This is a genomic window from Acidovorax sp. AC410 (assembly GCF_979253235.1).
This window is the reverse complement of sequence record NZ_CEEDCG010000001.1, coordinates 5,476,184-5,494,474: the sequence shown is the minus strand read 5'-3', so window position 1 is coordinate 5,494,474 and position 18,291 is coordinate 5,476,184. Positions and strand designations below refer to the sequence as shown.

The 18,291-nt window shown below is 68.1% G+C and carries 12 protein-coding genes and 1 pseudogene; 8 read left to right on the top strand and 5 right to left on the bottom strand.

The features are described 5' to 3' along the window. Positions 1-10 precede the first annotated feature (10 nt). Both AC0IZS_RS25560 and hrpA read right to left on the bottom strand, forming a co-directional pair. Positions 11-577 (bottom strand): TetR/AcrR family transcriptional regulator, encoded by a 567-nt coding sequence (locus tag AC0IZS_RS25560; protein ID WP_471638236.1) that lies wholly within the window; start codon positions 575-577, stop codon positions 11-13. A 98-nt stretch (positions 578-675) separates the two neighbouring features. Continuing rightward, positions 676-4,839 carry an ATP-dependent RNA helicase HrpA gene (gene hrpA / locus AC0IZS_RS25555; protein WP_471638235.1) on the bottom strand — a complete coding sequence of 1,388 codons (4,164 nt, stop codon included), beginning with the start codon at positions 4,837-4,839 and terminating at the stop codon, positions 676-678. Positions 4,840-4,986: 147 nt separating this feature from the next. Here hrpA and AC0IZS_RS25550 point away from each other — a divergent pair, with 147 nt between their 5' ends. The 4 genes from AC0IZS_RS25550 (at position 4,987) to argA (ending at position 10,954) form a co-directional block, all read left to right on the top strand. Next, positions 4,987-6,870, top strand: a complete 1,884-nt coding sequence (locus AC0IZS_RS25550) for a serine hydrolase domain-containing protein (RefSeq protein WP_471638234.1) — start codon at positions 4,987-4,989, stop codon at positions 6,868-6,870. Positions 6,871-7,190: 320 nt separating this feature from the next. Then, positions 7,191-7,436 carry a hypothetical protein gene (locus AC0IZS_RS25545; RefSeq protein WP_305745697.1) on the top strand — a complete coding sequence of 82 codons (246 nt, stop codon included), beginning with the start codon at positions 7,191-7,193 and terminating at the stop codon, positions 7,434-7,436. Positions 7,437-7,444: 8 nt separating this feature from the next. Beyond that, the gene (locus AC0IZS_RS25540; protein WP_471638233.1) at positions 7,445-9,517 is read left to right on the top strand and encodes an AAA family ATPase; all 2,073 of its coding nucleotides are present in this window, start codon (positions 7,445-7,447) and stop codon (positions 9,515-9,517) included. Between the two features lie 90 nt (positions 9,518-9,607). Then, positions 9,608-10,954 carry an amino-acid N-acetyltransferase gene (gene argA, locus AC0IZS_RS25535; RefSeq protein ID WP_057204284.1) on the top strand — a complete coding sequence of 449 codons (1,347 nt, stop codon included), beginning with the start codon at positions 9,608-9,610 and terminating at the stop codon, positions 10,952-10,954. A gap of 39 nt (positions 10,955-10,993) precedes the next feature. On the opposite strand, the gene AC0IZS_RS25530 is transcribed toward argA, so the two are convergent. Further along, positions 10,994-11,329 carry a hypothetical protein gene (locus tag AC0IZS_RS25530; RefSeq protein ID WP_322593590.1) on the bottom strand — a complete coding sequence of 112 codons (336 nt, stop codon included), beginning with the start codon at positions 11,327-11,329 and terminating at the stop codon, positions 10,994-10,996. Positions 11,330-11,520: 191 nt separating this feature from the next. Between AC0IZS_RS25530 and AC0IZS_RS25525 the strand changes: the two genes are divergently transcribed. Genes AC0IZS_RS25525 through AC0IZS_RS25515 form a run of 3 tightly spaced genes read left to right on the top strand, consistent with a single transcriptional unit; the run spans position 11,521 to position 14,762 of the window. Then, complete coding sequence (locus AC0IZS_RS25525) at positions 11,521-12,660, top strand: alpha/beta fold hydrolase (protein WP_471638232.1); 1,140 nt, start codon at positions 11,521-11,523, stop codon at positions 12,658-12,660. Between the two features lie 51 nt (positions 12,661-12,711). Beyond that, on the top strand, positions 12,712-13,644 hold the full coding sequence (locus AC0IZS_RS25520; RefSeq protein WP_471638231.1) for a bifunctional enoyl-CoA hydratase/phosphate acetyltransferase: 933 nt from the start codon (positions 12,712-12,714) through the stop codon (positions 13,642-13,644). Beyond that, positions 13,641-14,762: an acetate/propionate family kinase gene (locus AC0IZS_RS25515; RefSeq protein WP_471638230.1), complete on the top strand. Its 1,122-nt coding sequence runs from the start codon at positions 13,641-13,643 to the stop codon at positions 14,760-14,762. The genes AC0IZS_RS25520 and AC0IZS_RS25515 overlap by 4 nt, the downstream gene beginning before the upstream one ends. A gap of 8 nt (positions 14,763-14,770) precedes the next feature. Here AC0IZS_RS25515 and bla read toward each other — a convergent pair. Further along, a pseudogene (gene bla / locus AC0IZS_RS25510) lies at positions 14,771-15,662 on the bottom strand (class A beta-lactamase). 97 nt (positions 15,663-15,759) lie between these two features. On the opposite strand from bla, the gene AC0IZS_RS25505 reads away from it, so the two are divergent. After that, on the top strand, positions 15,760-16,617 hold the full coding sequence (locus tag AC0IZS_RS25505; protein WP_471638229.1) for a LysR family transcriptional regulator: 858 nt from the start codon (positions 15,760-15,762) through the stop codon (positions 16,615-16,617). A gap of 4 nt (positions 16,618-16,621) precedes the next feature. Here the strand turns inward: AC0IZS_RS25505 and AC0IZS_RS25500 are convergent, their stop codons facing one another. Further along, positions 16,622-18,262: an HD domain-containing phosphohydrolase gene (locus AC0IZS_RS25500; protein ID WP_471638228.1), complete on the bottom strand. Its 1,641-nt coding sequence runs from the start codon at positions 18,260-18,262 to the stop codon at positions 16,622-16,624. Positions 18,263-18,291: the final 29 nt, after the last annotated feature.

Genomic DNA, 18,291 nt, shown 5'->3' with positions numbered 1-18,291 from the left:
AACAGGGGAATCAGTTACACAGGTCCAACAGGGTTTTCAGCACGCGGGCCTTGCGCGCTTCGTCCATCGGGTACACATCGAGCATCTGGCTGAACCAGTAGCCGTCGGCCGCCATGCGGCAGGCCAGCAGGCGGTCGGCCACCTGCGGGTCATCGCCATCCTGCGCAAGGGCGGCCTGCATCGTGGCGCTCCACTGCTCCCGGCAGTGGGGCAAGGTCAGCGCCAGCAGGCCGATGGCGCGCTGGGCCTCCACCCGGTTGCAATCAGTGCCTTCGTCGAACGCCGTGCGGATGTAGGCCCGGGCATGCCGGCCCGGCCTGCCCTCCTCCTCCCGGGCCAGTGCCTGGGCATAGCCTTGCTGGAATTCTTCGAACAACTGGTCACTCAGCGCATCGAGCAGCGCCTGCTTGCTGCGAAAGTGGTGCTGCAGCCCACCCTTGGTCACCCCGGCGCGGGCCGAGACGGCATCGAGCGTGACGGCATGGGGCCCCTGCTCGACCAGTAGCGTGCGCACCACGGCCAGCAACTGGCTGCGAACCAGTTCAGGGTGCTTCTGGCGGCGGTGGGCTTCGGTCATGACAGCTAACAAACCATCTGGATGGATTGTTTATTGTAGCGCACCTCCATGCTGCAAACCTGCCGACCCGAGATGCCGGACCGGCAGATCCCTTTGCATCAGCTATTCACCTGCGCCCACAGCTTCTCCAGCCGTTTCACACTCACCGGCTGCGGCGTGCGCAGCTCCTGCGCGAAGAAGCTCACGCGCAGTTCCTCCAGAAGCCAGCGCAGCTCCTGCATGCGGCTGTCCACCTGGCCCTTGCGTTCGGCCACCAGTCGCCAGTAGCGCTGCTCCTGCGGGCGCAACTCGGCCAGCTTGGCGGCGTCGCGCGCAGGGTCGGCGCGGTACTTGTCCAGGCGCAGGGTGATGGCCTTGAGGTAGCGCGCGTAGTGGGCCAGTTGCGTCCAGGGCGCGATGGCGATGAAGTTCTTGGGCATCAGGCGGGCCAGTTGCTGCTGGGCGTCCTGCGTGGCCTCGGGGGCGTTCTTGGTGTCCTTGATCTTGCGCGCGGCCGCTGCGAACTCGATGAGGATGGTGCCCGCCAGGCGCGCCACCTCGTTGGCGATCAGGGTCAGGCGACCCCTGCCCTCCTCCAGCCGGCGCTTGAAGGCGTACTCGTCGGTGGGCAGCGGGTCGAGCAGGAAGGCGCGGTCCAGCGCCACGTCGATGACCTGGCTGCGCAGTTCCTCCTGTGTGCCGCCGCCGGTGCCATCGGCGTTGCGGCCCACCTGCATGTAGGCCACGGCCATCTTCTGCAGGTCGGGGATGTTCTTTTCGAGGTACTTGAGCGCATCCTTGATCTGCAGCGCGAACAGGCGGCGCAGGCCGGCGCGGTGCTTGGCAGCGGCCACCTCGGGCTCGTCGAAGACCTCGATGGTCACCGCGTCGCCGCCGTCGATCAGGGCCGGAAAGCCGATCAGCGTCTGCCCGGCCTTCTTGATCTCCATCAGCTCGGGCAGCTCGCCGAAGGTCCAGGCGGTGTAGCGCTGGCCTGCAGGTGCAGCGGGCTTGGCTGTTGGCTGTGCCGGCGCCGGGGGCTGCCCTTTGCCCGATGCCGGGGCCGCAGCAGACTCGCTTTTGGCTGCAGGCGCCGGTACTTCTGGCTGCGGCGGCACACCTGCGGCCAGCTTGAGCCCTGCCAGCGCCTGGAAGGCGCCGCGCGCTTTGGCGCCCCATTCGGCCTTCAAGGCGCCCAGGTTGCGGCCATGGCCGAGCTGGCGGCCGTGCTCGTCCACCACGCGGAAGTTCATGAACAGGTGCGGGCTCAGCATGTCGAGCTTGAAGTCGGCGCGCTTCACGTCCAGCGAGGTCTCGTCGCGCACCTGCTTGAGCAGCACGTCGGTCAGGCTGCCCAGGCCGAAGCGCTCGGGCGTGCCCAGCAGGCCGGCCAGGCGCGTGGCGTTCTCGGGCAGCGGCACGAAGCGGCTGCGCGGGCGCTGGTGCAGGCTCTTGAGCAGGGCCTGGATCTTGTCCTTGAGCATGCCGGGCACCAGCCACTCGCAGCGCTCGTCGTTCACCTGGTTGAGCACGAACAGCGGTATGGTCACGGTGACGCCGTCGCGCGCGTCGCCGGGCTCGTGCAGGTAGGTGGCGGTGCAGTCCACGCCGCCCAGGCGCACCGTCTTGGGAAAGGCGTTGCTGGTGATGCCTGCCGCCTCGTGGCGCATGAGTTCTTCGCGCGTGAGCTTGAGCAGCTCGGGCTGCTGGCGCGAGGCCTCGCGGTACCAGGCCTCGAAACCGTGGCCGCTGCACACGTCGGGCGGCAGCTGCTGGTCGTAGAAGGCGTAGATCAGCTCGTCGTCCACCAGCACGTCCTGGCGGCGCGACTTGTGCTCCAGCTCCTCCACCTTGGCGATGAGCTTCTGGTTGGCGGCCAGGAAGGGCAGCTTGCTCTCCCAGTTGCCGCCCACCAGCGCTTCGCGGATGAAGATCTCGCGTGCCGCATGCGGGTCGATCTTGCCGAAATTGATGCGCCGGCCGTTGTAGACCACCAGGCCGTAGAGCGTGGCGCGTTCCAGCGCCGTGACTTCGGCCGACTTCTTCTCCCAGTGCGGGTCGAGCAGTTGCTTCCTGAGCAGGTGGCCGCCCACCTCTTCGAGCCACTGCGGCTCGATGGCGGCGATGCCCCGCCCGAACAGGCGCGTGGTCTCCACCAGCTCGGCCGCCACGATCCAGCGGCCGGGCTTCTTGGACAGGTGGGCGCCCGGGTGCTTGTAGAACTTGATGCCGCGCGCGCCCAGGTACCAGTCTTCCTCTTCGCCCTTGGCGCCGACGTTGCCCAGCAGGCCCGCCAGCATCGACAGGTGCAGCTGCTCGTAGCTTGCGGGCTGGCTGTTGATGGCCCACTTGTGCTCGGCCACCACGGTGAGCAACTGGGTGTGGATGTCGCGCCACTCGCGCAGGCGGCGGATGCTGATGAAGTTCTGCCGCAGCAACTGCTCGTACTGGCGATTGCTCAGCTTGTGCGTGGGCGTGTGCGTCTCGGCATTCGCCACGGCAGGCGCGGGGGCGACCGCCGCCACCGTGCGCTGGGCCACCGGCAGAAAGGCCTGCGAGGGCGCACGCTGGTTGGCCATGGCTTTCTGCGCACGGGCCGACGGCAGCGTGGGCGCCCCGCCCCGGGCCTCGTTGATCCATTTCCACAGCTTGAGGTAGCCGCTGAATTCGCTTTTCTCGTCGTCGAACTTGGCATGCGCCTGGTCGGCCTGCTGCTGGGCCTCCAGCGGGCGGTCGCGCACATCCTGCACGCTCAGGGCGCTGGCGATCACCAGCACCTCGTCCAGCGCCTTGCGGTCGCGCGCCTCCAGAATCATGCGGCCCACGCGCGGGTCGAGCGGCAGGCGCGACAACTCCACGCCCATGGGCGTGAGCTCGTTGGCCTCGTCCACCGCGCCCAACTCGCCCAGCAACTGGTAGCCGTCGGCGATGGCGCGGCCCGAGGGCGCTTCGATGAAGGGGAACTGCACCACGTCACCCAGGTGCAGCGACTTCATGCGCAGAATGACGCCGGCGAGCGAGCTGCGCAGGATTTCCGGGTCGGTAAAGCGCGGGCGGGCGTTGAAGTCGGCCTCGTCGTACAGGCGGATGCAGATGCCGTTGGCCACCCGGCCGCAGCGGCCGGCGCGCTGGTTGGCCGCTGCCTGGCTGATGGGCTCGACCAGCAGTTGCTCCACCTTGCTGCGAAAGCTGTAGCGCTTGACGCGGGCCGTGCCGGCGTCGATCACGTAGCGGATGCCCGGCACCGTGAGCGAGGTCTCGGCCACGTTGGTGGCCAGCACCAGGCGGCGGCCGGTGTGGCCGTCGAAGATGCGGTCCTGCTCGGCCTGCGACAGGCGGGCGAACAGGGGCAGCACCTCGGCATTGCGCATCACGGGCTGGTGGGCCAGGTGCTTGCGCAGGTGGTCGGCCGCCTCGCGGATCTCGCGCTCGCCGGGCAGAAAGATCAGGATGTCGCCTGCGGCATTGCCCTGCCAGAGTTCGTCCACGCCGTCTGCGATGGCTTCGTTGAGGCCGTAGTCGCGCGTGTCCTCGAACGGCCGCCAGCGCTGCTCCACCGGGAAGGTGCGGCCGGACACATAAATGATCGGCGCCGGCCCCTTGGCCGACTCGAAGTGCTTGGCAAACCGGTCCGCATCGATGGTGGCCGAAGTCACCACCACCTTCAGGTCCGGCCGGCGCGGCAGGATCTGGCGGATGTAGCCCAGCAGGAAGTCGATGTTCAGGCTGCGCTCATGCGCCTCATCGATGATGATGGTGTCGTAGGCCTTGAGCAGTGGGTCGGTCTGCGTCTCGGCCAGCAAAATGCCGTCCGTCATGAGCTTGACCGAGGCGTCGCGCGAAAGCCGGTCCTGAAAGCGCACCTTGAAGCCCACCACGTCGCCCAGCGGCGTCTTGAGCTCTTCGGCGATGCGCTTGGCCACGCTGCTGGCCGCAATGCGGCGCGGCTGGGTGTGGCCGATCAGCTGGCCCTTCTGCCCTGCCGGCGCATTGCACTTGCCCCGGCCCAGGGCCAGCGCGATCTTGGGCAACTGCGTGGTCTTGCCCGAGCCGGTTTCGCCGCAGACGATGACGACCTGGTGCTGGCGGATGGCCGCCATGATCTCGTCGCGCTTGCCCGAGACGGGCAGGGATTCGGGGAACTCGATGTGCAGCTTGGCAGGGGGCCTGGCGGGCGGGACGGGTTTGGCGGGCTGGACGGGCTGGGAAATGGGAGGCGTGGAGTCGGTCATGAAGCCCGCATTATCCGAGGCTGGGCGTTGGCCTTGTGCAACACCGGCCATGCGCGAGCGGCCAGGGGGTACGCGGCCGCCCCATCGGGCCGCTATTTCTGTGTGAAACGACCGCCGGACCGGGCGATTTTCAGGATGTAATCACCCCATCACCATCCGGCCCTGTCGTCCCGCCGCGCGCCCCCTCTCCTACCCAGAATGCCCCCGCAGACATCTGCCTCCCTGCTCTCCCTGGACGAACGCCTCCCCACGCCATCGCGCCGCGCATGGCTGGCCTGGACCGGCACCGCGGCCCTGGCGCCCTGGCTGCCCGGCTGCGGCGGCAGCGGCGCCCCCGCGCCCAACCTGGATGCCACCATGGCCTGGGGCCGCCGCCAGATCCGCCAGGCCATGCAGGCCAGCGAGACACGGGCCGCCTCGATTGCGATGATGTATGGCGACCGCATCGTCTGGCAGGAGGCCTTCGGGGTGCTGCGCGATACCTCTGCCAACCCGGCCGCCCCGGCCGCCCCCGCCACGCCCGAAACCCGGTTCAACGTCGGCTCGGTCAGCAAGGTGCTCGCGGCGCTGGCCGTGATGATCCTCGTGGACCGCCAGCTGGTGCAGCTCGATGCGCCGGTGGTGCGCTACCTGCCGCAGTTCAGCATGCTCTCGCCCGGCTACCGCGACATCACGGTGCGGCACCTGCTGAGCCACGCCTCGGGGCTGCCCGGCACCTACCTGCGCAACATGTTCGCGTTTGCCCCGCTTGCGGGGTATGCGGCCGGGGTGGAGGCCGCGCTGGCCGACATGCACCTCAAGCACGCCCCCGGGGCCATGGCGGTCTACTGCAATGATGGCTTCACCCTGGTCGAGCGCATCGTGCAGGCCGTCACGGGCCAGAGCTACCCGGCCTTCGTGCAGTCCGCCATCCTCACCCCGCTCAGCATGGGCCGCTCGGGCTTCACGCTGCAGCCCCTGCCCGAAGGCAGCTTCGCGCCGGGCTACATCGGCCAGGCCCGGCAAGGCCAGGAGTTCGTGATGGGCTACGCCACGAGCGGGCTGTGTACCACCCCCGGCGACATGATGCGGCTGGCGGCCCTGCTGATCCAGGGCGGAGAACAGGATGGCCAGCGCGTGGTCTCGAAAGCCGGCGTGGCGGAGATGGGCCGCGACCAGAACCGGGGCCTGCGCATCGACCTCACCCCCGACTGGCACTGGGGCCTGGGCTGGGACAGCACGCAGCAGCCGGGCCTGGGCGCCGCCGGCGTGCGGGCCTGGCAAAAGAGCGGCAGCACGGTGTTCTGCGCGAGCGACTTCTATGTGCTGCCCCAGGCCGGCATGGCCTTGCTGCTCACGGGCAACGCACCGGGCTTTCGCCCTGGCCCCATCGCCGAAGGCATCTTGCTGCGGGCCTTGCAGGAGACCGGCCAGCTGCAGGCCCTGCCTTCCAGGGTGAGTGCCACCGTGCCTTCGGTGGCCACCTCATCCACCACCGACGTCGATGCCGTGCTCGGCATCTATGGGCGAGCGTCCAGGCCGCTGAAAGTGGTTTCGCCCGACAGCCAGCAGATCGACCTCTCGGTGTGGTCCGCGGCGCTCAAGGACTGGGAGCCGCTGTGCGAGGGCCTGCGCCTGCGCAGCGATGGCTGGTGGTGGGCGGATGCAAAACCCGGCATGCACTACCGCTGGGAACAGGCCGATGGCCGCCGCTACTTGCTGTCGCGTGAGCCGGCCCGCGCCGGGCACTACTGGGTTACCACGCCGATGGCGCAGCAGATGCCGCGCGCAAGCGCCCCGCTGCCCGCCGCCTGGGCCGACCGCCTGGACACCACCTGGATCCAGGCCAACGAAGCGCCGGAATCGATCCTGCTGGCAGCCGGCAGCATGGCCACCGCCACCCTGAGGGAGTTGCCCGAGCTGCGCGGCTACCTGTTCTGGGACGATCGCCAGTTCCTGCTTCCCCTGTCGGCAGACCGCGCCGGCATGGCGGTCCAGGTGCCCCTGCACGAAGGCCGCGACCTGGTCGAGCTGGTCGTGCAGGTGCAGGACCAGCAGGAGTGGTTGCACGCGGCGGGCTGGGTCTACCGCCAAGGGGATTGACCTGGCACGCGCCATTACCACTGTTCCTTTCACGCGACAGTCGCTCGCTTTTGCCACGGCCCCGGCTTGCCACACGCTGCGAGGCTCGCCACAATGGCGCCTTCTTTCTGCAACGCATGGCCATGTCGGCCACCGCTGAAAGCCCTGGAGGTCACCGCTATGTTTGTTCCCTTGTTCGCTCCTGCCTGACCACAGTCCACCGCCCCGGCTGGACTGTGCATTCACGAGTCCAGCCACGGCAAACAAGCGCACCTCGCACCCTGTGCGGCGCTCCACAAGCCCTGGCTACCTTGCCGGGGTTTTTTGTTTGTGGAGTGCACATGAGTGCCCAAAAATTGTCCCGAGCCTACGCCCAGGGTGAAATCAAGAAGCTGCGCCGCATGAAGCAGCCCCTGGTGCTGAAGCTCGAAGCCTCGGGCCCGCCCCGAAATCCTGTGGCCACCGCGCTGGCCCAGCGCAGCCTGTCCAGCGCGGCAGGCAAGCACATACGCAGCCGCGGGGCCCAGCGCCGCGCGGACAACGTCGCCCTGCGCAAGGCGATCCAAGGCAAGCTACAGAACGATTGATTGACGATATGAATCCATTCACCAACGACGTGCCGCCGCAGCCGCGGCACACCCTGCACCCCACGGCGGCCCTGGCCGCAGGCGGGGTGCCTGCCACCGCACCGCATGCCGCACCGGCCCCCGTGCATGCCCATGGCGACATGGCGCCCGCTGCCGTCAGCGCCGCCGAGCTGGCCGTGCGCCAGCAGGCGCTGGCCCAGGCGGCCGCACAGCTCAAGGCCGAGCTCTTCGGCATCGACGACGTGATCGACCGCGTGATCGATGCCGTGCGCGCCTGGTATGTGCTGCCCCAGCTCATCAGCCGCCCGGTCATCGTCTGCCTGTGGGGCCTCACGGGCACGGGCAAGACCCAGCTCACGCGGCGCCTGGCGCAGCTCTTGGGCTTTTACGACCGCTTCGTGGAAGTGCAGATGGACGGCTTCAGCCACGGCGCCAGCTACCGCAGCTCCACCATCTCGGGCATGCTGGGCGACTCGGGCATCACCGAGGCTGCGCCCGGCATCCTGGTGCTCGACGAATTCCAGCGCTTTCGCACCATGGACCGCAAGGGCGAGGACGTGAAGGTCGAGCGCTACCAGGACGTGTGGACCCTGCTCTCCGACGGGCGCCTGCCGCCCGCGCTGAGCGCGCTGTCCAACATCGAGCGCAAGCTGGCCGATGCCCACTACGAGGCCGAGCGCGCCGAGACCGACGACGAAGCGCGCGCCGGCAAACCGCCCCTGCGCTTTCAGCTCGATGCCTGGGACGCGCAGGAACTCAAGCGCATGCTCAAGCTGCAGGAGCCGCTGGCCGAGATCATGCAGTGGCCGCCCGCCAAGGTGCAGGCGCTGTTCACGCGCTTTCAGCAGTCGCACCACTCCTGGGAGACCGACTACAGCAAGCTCTTGGTCTTCGTCTGCGGCAACCTGGACGAGATGTACCACGAGACCGCCCAGCGCGTGGAGGACTGCGATACCGACGCAGACATCTTCCACCGCCTCACGCGCAAGCTCTCGCTGATCGACGTGAAGAAGGCCCTGGGCGAGCGCTTCAAGCCCGAGCAGATCGCACGGCTTGGCAACGGGCACATCATCTACCCCTCGTTCAGCAAAGCGACCTACGAGCAGCTCATCCGCAACCTGTGTACGCGCTACGTAGACGACATCGCTGCGCAGTGCGGCGTGCGCTTCGCCATCGGGCAGGACGTGCTCGACGAGCTGTATGCCAATGCCGTCTTCCCGGCCCAGGGCACGCGGCCGCTGTTCTCGTCGGTGCACGCCATACTGAGCGCCAACCTGGTCAACGCGGCGCTGTGGGTCATGCAGGAGCAGTTGCCGCTGGCGCAGGAGTTCGCCATCGGCCTGGCTGCGGACAAGCGCCACCTGCTGGTGCAGGGCCAGGGGCCGCAGGGGTTTGCACAGACCACCTTCCCGGTGGTGCTGGAGCTCAACCGCCTCAAGCAGCGTGCCAATGCCGACTTTCGCGCCCTGCTGGCGGTGCACGAGGCCGGCCACGGCCTGGCGTACTGCGTGCTGTTCGGCCATGCCCCGCAGGAGGTGAAGATCAACATCGCCTCGTTCGAGGGCGGGTACAACAGCTTCTCCAGCCTCAAGGCCACCACCCGGCAGAATGCGCTGGACATGATGTGCGTGGGGCTGGCCGGCCGCGTGGCCGAGGAGCTGGTGTTCGGCGAGATGGCCTGCACCACCGGCGCCGAGCAGGATTACAAGCAGGTGACGGCCGAAGCCGCGCGCTACATCCGGCACCATGGCTTCGGCGCGCGCCTGGCCCGCACCGACGTGACGGTGGAGATGGACAACCACGTCAACACCGACGTGGGCCCGAGCAACGAGGCCATCGAAGCGCTGATGCAAGAGCAGTACCGGCGCGCCCAGGAACTGCTGCAGACCCACCGCGAGGCCCTGGGCCGCACGGTGGACGCGCTGCTGCGCCAGGGCACCATCGCCCCGGTGGAAATGGTGGCCCTGCTCCGGGACTGCGGCATTGCGCTGGCGGCGCCGGCACAAGGCGGCCTGCCCGACGAAGGGCTGGTGCTGGAGCCGTTTGCGGCCAAACTCGGCGCGTTCCGCCAGGCGGTGTGAACCGGCCCGCAGCGTGGGGCGGGGTACGCCCTTATGATGCCGGCCTGCCAACGCATTCTTATTGTTCGGTCGCCCCACCCCTCGCTGCCCATGTCCGCCGTCTTCAATTTCACCTTCGTCCCCTGGTTCCGCTCGGTGGCGCCCTACATCCACAAGTTTCGCAACCAGACCTTCGTGATCGGGCTGACGGGTGAAGGCATTGCGGCCGGCAAGCTGCACAACATCGCGCAGGACCTGGCGCTGATCCAGGCCATGGGTGTGAAGATCGTGCTGGTGCACGGCTTTCGCCCGCAGGTCAACGAGCAACTGGCGGCCAAGGGGCATGAGGCCAAATACTCGCACGGCATCCGCATCACCGACTCGGTGGCGCTCGACTGCGCCCAGGAGGCCGCCGGCCAGCTGCGCTACGAGATCGAGGCTGCCTTCAGCCAGGGCCTGCCCAACACGCCCATGGCCGGCGCCACGGTGCGCGTGATCTCGGGCAACTTCCTCACGGCACGGCCGGTGGGCATCATGGATGGGGTGGACTTTCAGCACTCGGGCCTGGTGCGCAAGGTGGATGTGGCTGGCATCCAGCGCACGCTGGACATGGGCGCGCTGGTGCTGCTCTCGCCGTTCGGCTTCTCGCCCACGGGCGAGGCCTTCAACCTGAGCATGGAAGAAGTGGCCACCAGCGTGGCCATCGAGCTGCGCGCCGACAAACTGATTTTTCTGACCGAGGTGCCCGGCATCCGCATGCTGCCCGGCGAGCCCGAGGGCGATGACAACCCCATCGACACCGAACTGCCGCTGGCGGCGGCCCAGGCCCTGCTGGCCACGCTGCCCACCGCGCAGCAGCCCACCGACACCGGCTTTTACCTGCAGCACTGCGTCAAGGCCTGCAAGGCCGGCGTGGAGCGCAGCCACATCCTGCCGTTCGCGGTGGATGGCTCGCTGCTGCTGGAGGTGTACGTGCACGATGGCATCGGCACCATGGTGATCGACGAAAAGCTCGAGGAGTTGCGCGAGGCCACCATCGACGACGTGGGCGGCATCCTGCAGCTGATCGAGCCGTTCGAGAAGGACGGCACCCTGGTCAAGCGCGACCGCACCGAGATTGAGCGCGACATCTCCGCCTACACCATCATCGACCACGACGGCGTGATCTTCGGCTGCGCGGCGCTGTACCCCTACCCCGAGGCGAAGACGGCCGAGATGGCCGCCGTCACCGTGTCGCCGCAAAGCCAGGGCACGGGCGATGGCGAAAAGCTGCTCAAGCGCATCGAGCAGCGCGCCCGCGCCGCAGGCCTGGACAGCATTTTCGTGCTGACCACGCGCACCATGCACTGGTTCATCAAGCGCGGCTTTCAGCCCGCCGACCCCGACTGGCTGCCCGAGGCGCGCAAGCGCAAGTACAACTGGGACCGGCGCAGCCAGGTGCTGGTCAAGAAGCTTTGATCGGGCCGGGCCTGTAGCGCAAGACCAGGCGATCGCCCCTCATTCCCCCTCTTTGGGCGCGTCCAACTGGTGGCCGATGCGCGGAGCAAGGTGTTCGCGCACGTGCTCGGCGATGGCCACCGTGGCATCGCCGCCCAGCTCGTCGATCATCTGGCGGGTGACGGCGTAGTGCATGGCCAGCAGGCCGCGCAGCTTTTCGAAGGCAGCCGGGTTGTCGTGCCGGGCCACCAGCCGGTCGCGTGCCAGCACGCGCTCTGCGGCGCCGGGGGCGGCCAGCGGCACCTGGCAGACGATGGCCATCTGGTCGACCTCCAGGTCGATCTGCTGCAACAGTTCTTCCCAGTGGCCGGGGGTGAATCGCTCTTCATGGTCCATGCGAAGGTTCTCCGGTGGTCGGGCGGGGCCCGGTCGTCTATGGCGGTCAAGGCATTTGCCAGCCGATTATGGCCAGCAGCGGCAAGCCCGCCCACCACAAAGGGGTGCAACAAAAGTGCATGGGGCACATGCTAAGCTGGATATTGCACTGCAGCAGATGAAATTCTGGCATCCCTTTTTCGGAGCTTTCCATGGCTGAGCACGGCACCCTCTCGCGCACCGCATCGGCGGCGCCGATCCCCTCGGAACACAGCGTTCCCCTCTTCTGGCCGATGGCGGCCGCCTGGCACCTGGGCGAGCAGGCGCTGTCGCTGATGCAGCGCAGCGCGGATTTCGCCACCGAGGCGGCCATCATCGACCACCCGCCCCAGCCCGAATGGGCCACGCCCAACCAGGTGCGGCTGGAACTGGCCACCATGCGGCTGCGCGAGTTCACCGATAGCACGGCCAAGGGCATCCCGATACTCGTCGATGCCCCGTTCGCAGGGCACAGCTCCACCATCGCCGACTACGCCCCTGGCCAGAGCCTGGTGCAGGTCCTCATGGCTGCCGGCGCGCCGCGCGTGCTGGTGACCGACTGGAAGAGCGCCACGCCGGCCATGCGCTATTTCGACATCGACACCTACCTGGCCGAGCTCAACGTGGCGGTGGATGACCTGGGCGGCCAGGTGCATCTCATCGGCCTGTGCCAGGGCGGCTGGCTGAGCGCCATGTTTGCGGCGCGCTTTCCGGGCAAGGTCAAGAGCCTGGTGCTGGCCGGCTCGCCCATCGATACCGATGCCGGCGATGGCCCGATCAAGCGCCTGGCGCACAGCCTGCCGCTGCAGACCTACCAGGACATGGTCGACATGGGCCAGGGCCTCATGCGCGGCAGCCTGATGCTGGCGGGCTGGAAGAACATGCACCCGGCCGAGCAGTACGCCAACAAGTACGCCACGCTGTACCGCAACATCGAGGACAAGAGCCAGGTCGCCCGCACCGAGCAGTTCGAGAGCTGGTACGAGAACCCGGTGGACCTGCCCGGCGCCTACTACCTGCAGGCCATCGAGCAGCTGTTCAAGGACAACCGCTTTGCCAAGGGCACCTTCGTCGGGCTGGGCAGGACGCTGGCGCTGCGCGACATCAAGATCCCCACCTACCTGCTGGGCGGCGAGGCGGACGACATCACCACGCCCGAGCAGGTGTTCGCCGCGGCCGACCTGATCGGCACGCCGAAACACGAGATCGTGCGCAAGCTCGTGCCCGGCGGGCACATCGGCCTGTTCATGGGCAGTGGCACACTCCAAAGCGCCTGGCCAGGCATTGCCGAGTGGGTGCTAGGCCACGGCTGAGGCCCGGCCCCTTCCCCCTTTTCCTCCGTTCTGCAACCCTGGTGATTCTTGATGAACAGTTTTGATGCCGACACCCTGCTGGAGCATTGCCGCACGCTCGCGCCAGCACGCACCGCCATCGTCCATGCGGTCAGCGCCAATGTGCTGCAGGCCGCGCAGGAGGCGCAGCAGCAAGGGCTGATCACGCCTGTGCTGGTAGGGCCGGCCGCGCGCACGCGCGAGGCCGCCGAAGCGGCCTGCGTGGACATCTCGGCCTGGCAGTTGGTCGATGCCGAGCACAGCCACGATGCGGCCGCGAAAGCCGTGGCCCTGGCCGCAGCGCGCGAGGTCGATGCACTGATGAAAGGCTCGCTGCATTCCGACGAGCTGATGGCCGCCGTGGTGAAGAGCGACGCCGGCCTGCGCACCGAGCGGCGCATCTCCCACGCCTTCCTGATCGACCAGGAGAGCTATTCCAAGGCCTTCATCATCACCGACGCGGCGGTGAACATTGCGCCCGACCTGGCCACCAAGGTCGACATCGTGCAGAACGCCGTCGATCTCTGGCATGCGCTGTTCGGCGCCGACATCCTGCCCAAGGTGGCGGTGCTGGCGGCGGTAGAGACCGTCAACCCGAAGATGATCGCCACGCTCGATGCCGCTGCCCTGTGCAAGATGGCCGACCGCGGCCAGATCACGGGCTGCCTGATCGACGGGCCGCTGGCCTTCGACAATGCGATCAGCGCGGAGGCGGCCCGCACCAAGGGCATCGTCTCGGAGGTCGCGGGCAACGCCGACATCCTGCTGGTGCCCAACATCGAGGCGGGCAACATGCTGGCCAAGCAGCTCATCTTCCTCAGTGGGGCGGAGGCCGCCGGCATCGTGCTGGGCGCGCGCGTGCCCATCATCCTGACCAGCCGGGCCGACAGCCAGCGGGCACGCCTGCTGTCCTGCGCCGTGGCGCTGCTGCTGGCCCATGCCCGCAGCAAGGGGCTGATCAAATGACAGCGGCCACCCCCGTGCTGCTGGTGCTCAACGTCGGCTCGTCCAGCATCAAGTTCCAGGTGTTCGAGCGGGAGTCGCTGTCGGTGCTGATGGCCGGCAAGGTGACCGGCATCGGCACCAGCGCGCAGCTGTCGGCCACCCTGGCCGGGGCCGATGCCCCGCTGCGCAAGCCGCTGCCTGCGGCCGACCACGACACCGCCATGGCGGCCGTGATCGCGCTGATCGACCAGCACGACGACGGCTGGCACCTGGCGGCCGTGGTACACCGGGTGGTGCATGGCGGTGCGGATTTTCGCGCGCCGGTGCTCGTCACGCCCGAGATCGTGGCCCGGCTCCAGGCCCTCGCCCCGCTGGCGCCCCTGCACCAGCCGCACAACCTGGCCGGCATTGCGGCATCGGAGCGCCTGGCCAGCCATGCGCTGGACATCGCTTGCTTCGACACGGCCTTCCATGCGCACATGGACCCGCTGTTCCAGACCTTTGCCCTGCCCGAGAGCGCTCGCACCCGGGGGGTGCGCCGCTATGGCTTCCATGGCCTGTCGTACGAATGGCTGGCGCACGAAATCGCCCGCACCCGCCCCGACCTGGGGCAGGCCCGGGTAGTGGCGGCCCACCTGGGCAACGGCGCCAGCCTGTGCGCCATGCAGGCGGGCCGCAGCGTGGACACCACCATGGGCATGACCGCCCTGGACGGCCTGCCGATGGGCACGCGCAGCGGCGCCATCGATGCCGGCGCCGTGATCTACCTGCAGCGCGAACTCGGCCTGGATACCGCGCAGATCGAGCACATGCTGTACCAGGAGTCGGGCCTCAAGGGCCTGTCCGGTGTCAGCAGCGACATGCAGACCCTGCTGGCCAGCACCGACCCGCAGGCGGCCTTTGCAGTGGACTACTTCGCGCTGAAGGTGGCGCAGTACACGGCCATGCTGGCAGTATCGATGGGCGGGCTCGATGCCCTGGTGTTCACCGGTGGCATCGGCGAGAACGCCGAGCCGGTGCGCGCCGCGGTGCTGGCGCGCCTGCCGATGCTGGGCGATTTCGAGACCCTGGTCATCGCCGCCAACGAAGAGAAGATGATGGCCCTGCACGCCAAGCAACTGCTGGCACTGCAGGGCTAACCCTCTCCCTACGCTGCCAGGGCCCACTGCGCCACCAGCGCGCCGATCTCGGCCATGGCCGCATCGCGCTGCTCGGGCGGCGCCTCGCCCCCGGTCAGGTAGCAGCTCACCACGATGGGCTTGCGCGCTGGCGGCCAGAACACACCTGCATCGTTGCTGGTGCCGCGCGATGCGGTGCCGGTCTTCTCCCCGGCCTTCCAGCCCTCGGGCAGGCGGGCGCGCAGGCGCTTGTCACCCGTTTTGTTGCCCAGCAGCCAGCTCTGCAGCTTCTCGCGCGAGGCCGGCGACAGGGCTTCGCCCAGGGCCAGCGCCTGGATGCAATGCACCATGGCCACGGGCGTGGTGGTGTCGCGCGGGTCGCCAGGCTTGGCCTCGTTGAGTTCGGGTTCGATGCGGTCCAGTCGCGTGATGCTGTCGCCCAGCGAGCGCACATAGGCCGTGAGCGCGGGTGGGCCGCCGTTGCTGGCCAGCAGCAGGTTGGCGGCGGTGTTGTCGCTCAGGGTCATGGTGCCGGCGCACAGTTCTTCCACCGTGAGGCCGGCGCCATCGGCGTGCGGTTCGGTCACGGGCGAGTAGGTCACCAGGTCTTTTTTGGTGTAGATGACGCGGCGGTCCAGCTTGTCGTGGCCCTGGTCCACGCGGCGCAGGGTCTGCGCGGCCAGCAGCAGCTTGAAGGTGCTGGCCATGGGAAATCGCTCTCCCCCGGTGCGCGATCTGCCGGCCGGTATGGGTGTCGAGCGCGGCCACGCCCACGCGGCCGCCCACGCTGGCCTCGATGCGTTTCAGGTCTGCCAGCCAGGCAGCGTCGGCTGCAGCCCCACTGTTTTTCTGCGGGATGGTCTGGGCCAAGGTAGCCAGGGGGATCAAGCCGAAAGCGGCTACGAAATCTCGTCGAATCATCATTTACCTCTGTCGTTGAACGGAATAGCCGCAACGATACCGATTCGACGCGCAGCGCACCATCGACAATAATCGACCCGAGACCCAAGAAAAACTTATGCACCTACCGCTCAACGCCCTGCGCGCCTTCGAGGTGTCGGCCCGCCACCTGAACCTAACGCGCGCCGCCGACGAGCTCAACGTGAGCCAGACGGCCGTGAGCCAGCACATCCGCAACCTGGAGGACCGGCTGGGCAAGCCACTGTTTCGCCGCCTGCCCCGGGGCCTGGCCCTCACGGACGAAGGCCAGGCGCTGCTGCCGGTGCTCAGCGATGCCTTCGAGCGCATAGAGGCCGCACTGGAGCACATGAGCGATGCCCGCCCGCGCGAGGTGCTTACCGTGGGCGTGGTCGGCACCTTTGCCGTGGGCTGGCTGCTGCCGCGGCTGCGCGACTTTCAGCAAGCCTGCCCCTTCGTGGACCTGCGCCTGCTCACGCACAACAACCGGGTGGACATGGCCGGCGAGGGCCTGGACTACGCGATCCGCTTTGGCGACGGCGCCTGGCACGGCACCGAGGCGCAGTGCATATTGCACGCCCCCATGACCGCCATGTGCGCCCCGGCCCTGGCCCACCACCTGCGCCACCCGGCCGACCTGGCGCGCCAGCCACTGCTGCGCACCTACCGCGTGGACGAATGGGTGGCCTGGTTCGAGGCGGCCGGTGCGCCCTGCCCCGTGGTGCGCGGCGCCGTGTTCGACTCGTCCCTGACCCTGGCCGAGGCGGCCGTGCAGGGCGCGGGTGTGGCCTTGCTGCCGGTGAGCATGTTCACACGCGAGCTGCAGCAGGGCCGGCTGGTGCGCCCGTTTGCGCTGGAGCTGCAGCGTGGCGCCTACTGGCTCACGCGGCTGAAATCACGCGTGCCCAGCCCGGCGATGGAGGCCTTCCACCAATGGCTGATGGCGCAAGTAGCGTGAGACGTTAGCCGACGAGTGCCTTGGCAATCACCTCAGGGGGAATCTCGTCCACCTGCGCGGGCTCCAGAAATTCCTTGCCATAGCGCGCATAGACCCCTTCGCGCACGAACACCTGGAACAGGTCGGGGTCGATGTGGCCGTTGTCGCGCATCTTGCACATGATGGTCAGCGCCTGCGACAGCGTCATGCCGCTCTTGTAGGGCCGGTCGGCGGCCGTGAGCGCCTCGAAGATGTCGGCAATGCCCATCATGCGCGCCTGCACCGACATCTGGTCGCGCGTGAGGCCGCGCGGGTAGCCCTTGCCGTCCATGCGCTCGTGGTGGCCGCCCGCGTACTCGGGCACGTTCTTCAAATGGCGCGGCCAGGGCAGCGTCTCCAGCATCTTGATGGTGGCAACGATGTGGTAGTTGACGGTGTCGCGCTCGGCCTGGGTGAGCGTGCCCGAGCGGATGGTCAGGTTCTCCACCTCCTCTGCCGTGAGAAAGCTGGTCTGCACGCCCTGCGGGTTGCGCCACTGGCGCGCGGCCGAGATGTCGCGCACGCGCTGCTGGTCTTCGGCGCGCATGGCCTCGGCGCCCTGGTTGCAGCGGCGCATGAACTCGCGCTCCTCCTCCAGCGCCTGGATGCCCTGCTGCAGGCCCTGCAGCTCCTGTGCCTCGGCCGCTGCGTCCACCACGGGGCGCAACGCCAGCTGGCGGCGCAGGGCGGCCAGCTCGGCGTCGCGCTTGAGCACCTCGAAGCGCGTGTCCACTAGGCCGATGCGGTCGTACAGGGTCTGCAGCTTGGTGGCCTTGTCCACCACGTGTACGGGCGTGGTGATCTTGCCGCAGTCGTGCAGCAGGCCGGCCATCTTGAGCTCGTAGCGGTCGCGCTCGCTCATGGTGAAGTCTGCCAGCGGCCCCTCCTGCGTGGTGTTCACTGCCTCGGCCAGCATCATGGTCAGGGCCGGCACGCGCTGGCAGTGGCCGCCGGTGTAGGGCGATTTTTCGTCGATGGCCAGGTTGATCAGGTTCACGAACGACTCGAACAGGCGTTCGAGCTGGGTGATCAGCAGCCGGTTGGTCAGCGCAATGGCGGCCTGCGAGGCCAGCGACTCGGCCAGGCTCTGGTCGGCCGCCGAGAACTCGGTAACTTCGCCGGTGACGGGGTCGCGCGCATTGATGAGCTGCAGCACGCCGATAAGCTCGCGGTCATGGTTGCGCATGGGCACCGTGAGGAAGGACTGCGAGCGGTAGCCGGTGCGCTGGTCGAACAGCCGCGTGCCCGAAAAGTCGAAGCCCTCTTCGCTGTAGGCATCGGCCACGTTCACCGTGCGGTCGTGAATGGCCGCATAGGCCGCCACCAGCGTATCGTTGGGCGAGCCATCGGCATTGCGCAGCGGCAACTGGGGAAAATCGATGGGACGGCCCGTGGTGCCGCCCAGGCGGATGTCGAGCGAATCGGTGCGAACGATCTCGAAGCGCAGCGCGGTTTCGTCCTCGGTCACGCTGTACAGCGTGCCGCCATCGGCCCCGGTGATGGCCTTGGCGGCCTCCAGGATGTTCTCCAGCAGCCGGTCGATGTCGCGCTCGCGCGAGAGCGCGGCACCGATGCCGTTGAGCTGCTCGAGCCGGCGAAAAAGATGGACGGTGGATTCCTTGCTCATGGCGACCTTGGCTGCGGCGTTGGCGACCA

Bases quoted from the DNA above. Each gene is read 5' to 3' on its own strand.
- AC0IZS_RS25560 (WP_471638236.1), bottom strand. From the start codon at position 577: ATGACCGAAGCCCACCGCCGCCAGAAGCACCCTGAACTGGTTCGCAGC.
- hrpA (WP_471638235.1), bottom strand. From the start codon at position 4,839: ATGGCCGGTGTTGCACAAGGCCAACGCCCAGCCTCGGATAATGCGGGC.
- AC0IZS_RS25550 (WP_471638234.1), top strand. From the start codon at position 4,987: ATGCCCCCGCAGACATCTGCCTCCCTGCTCTCCCTGGACGAACGCCTC.
- AC0IZS_RS25545 (WP_305745697.1), top strand. From the start codon at position 7,191: ATGAGTGCCCAAAAATTGTCCCGAGCCTACGCCCAGGGTGAAATCAAG.
- AC0IZS_RS25540 (WP_471638233.1), top strand. From the start codon at position 7,445: ATGAATCCATTCACCAACGACGTGCCGCCGCAGCCGCGGCACACCCTG.
- argA (WP_057204284.1), top strand. From the start codon at position 9,608: ATGTCCGCCGTCTTCAATTTCACCTTCGTCCCCTGGTTCCGCTCGGTG.
- AC0IZS_RS25530 (WP_322593590.1), bottom strand. From the start codon at position 11,329: ATGGACCATGAAGAGCGATTCACCCCCGGCCACTGGGAAGAACTGTTG.
- AC0IZS_RS25525 (WP_471638232.1), top strand. From the start codon at position 11,521: ATGGCTGAGCACGGCACCCTCTCGCGCACCGCATCGGCGGCGCCGATC.
- AC0IZS_RS25520 (WP_471638231.1), top strand. From the start codon at position 12,712: ATGAACAGTTTTGATGCCGACACCCTGCTGGAGCATTGCCGCACGCTC.
- AC0IZS_RS25515 (WP_471638230.1), top strand. From the start codon at position 13,641: ATGACAGCGGCCACCCCCGTGCTGCTGGTGCTCAACGTCGGCTCGTCC.
- AC0IZS_RS25505 (WP_471638229.1), top strand. From the start codon at position 15,760: ATGCACCTACCGCTCAACGCCCTGCGCGCCTTCGAGGTGTCGGCCCGC.
- AC0IZS_RS25500 (WP_471638228.1), bottom strand. From the start codon at position 18,262: ATGAGCAAGGAATCCACCGTCCATCTTTTTCGCCGGCTCGAGCAGCTC.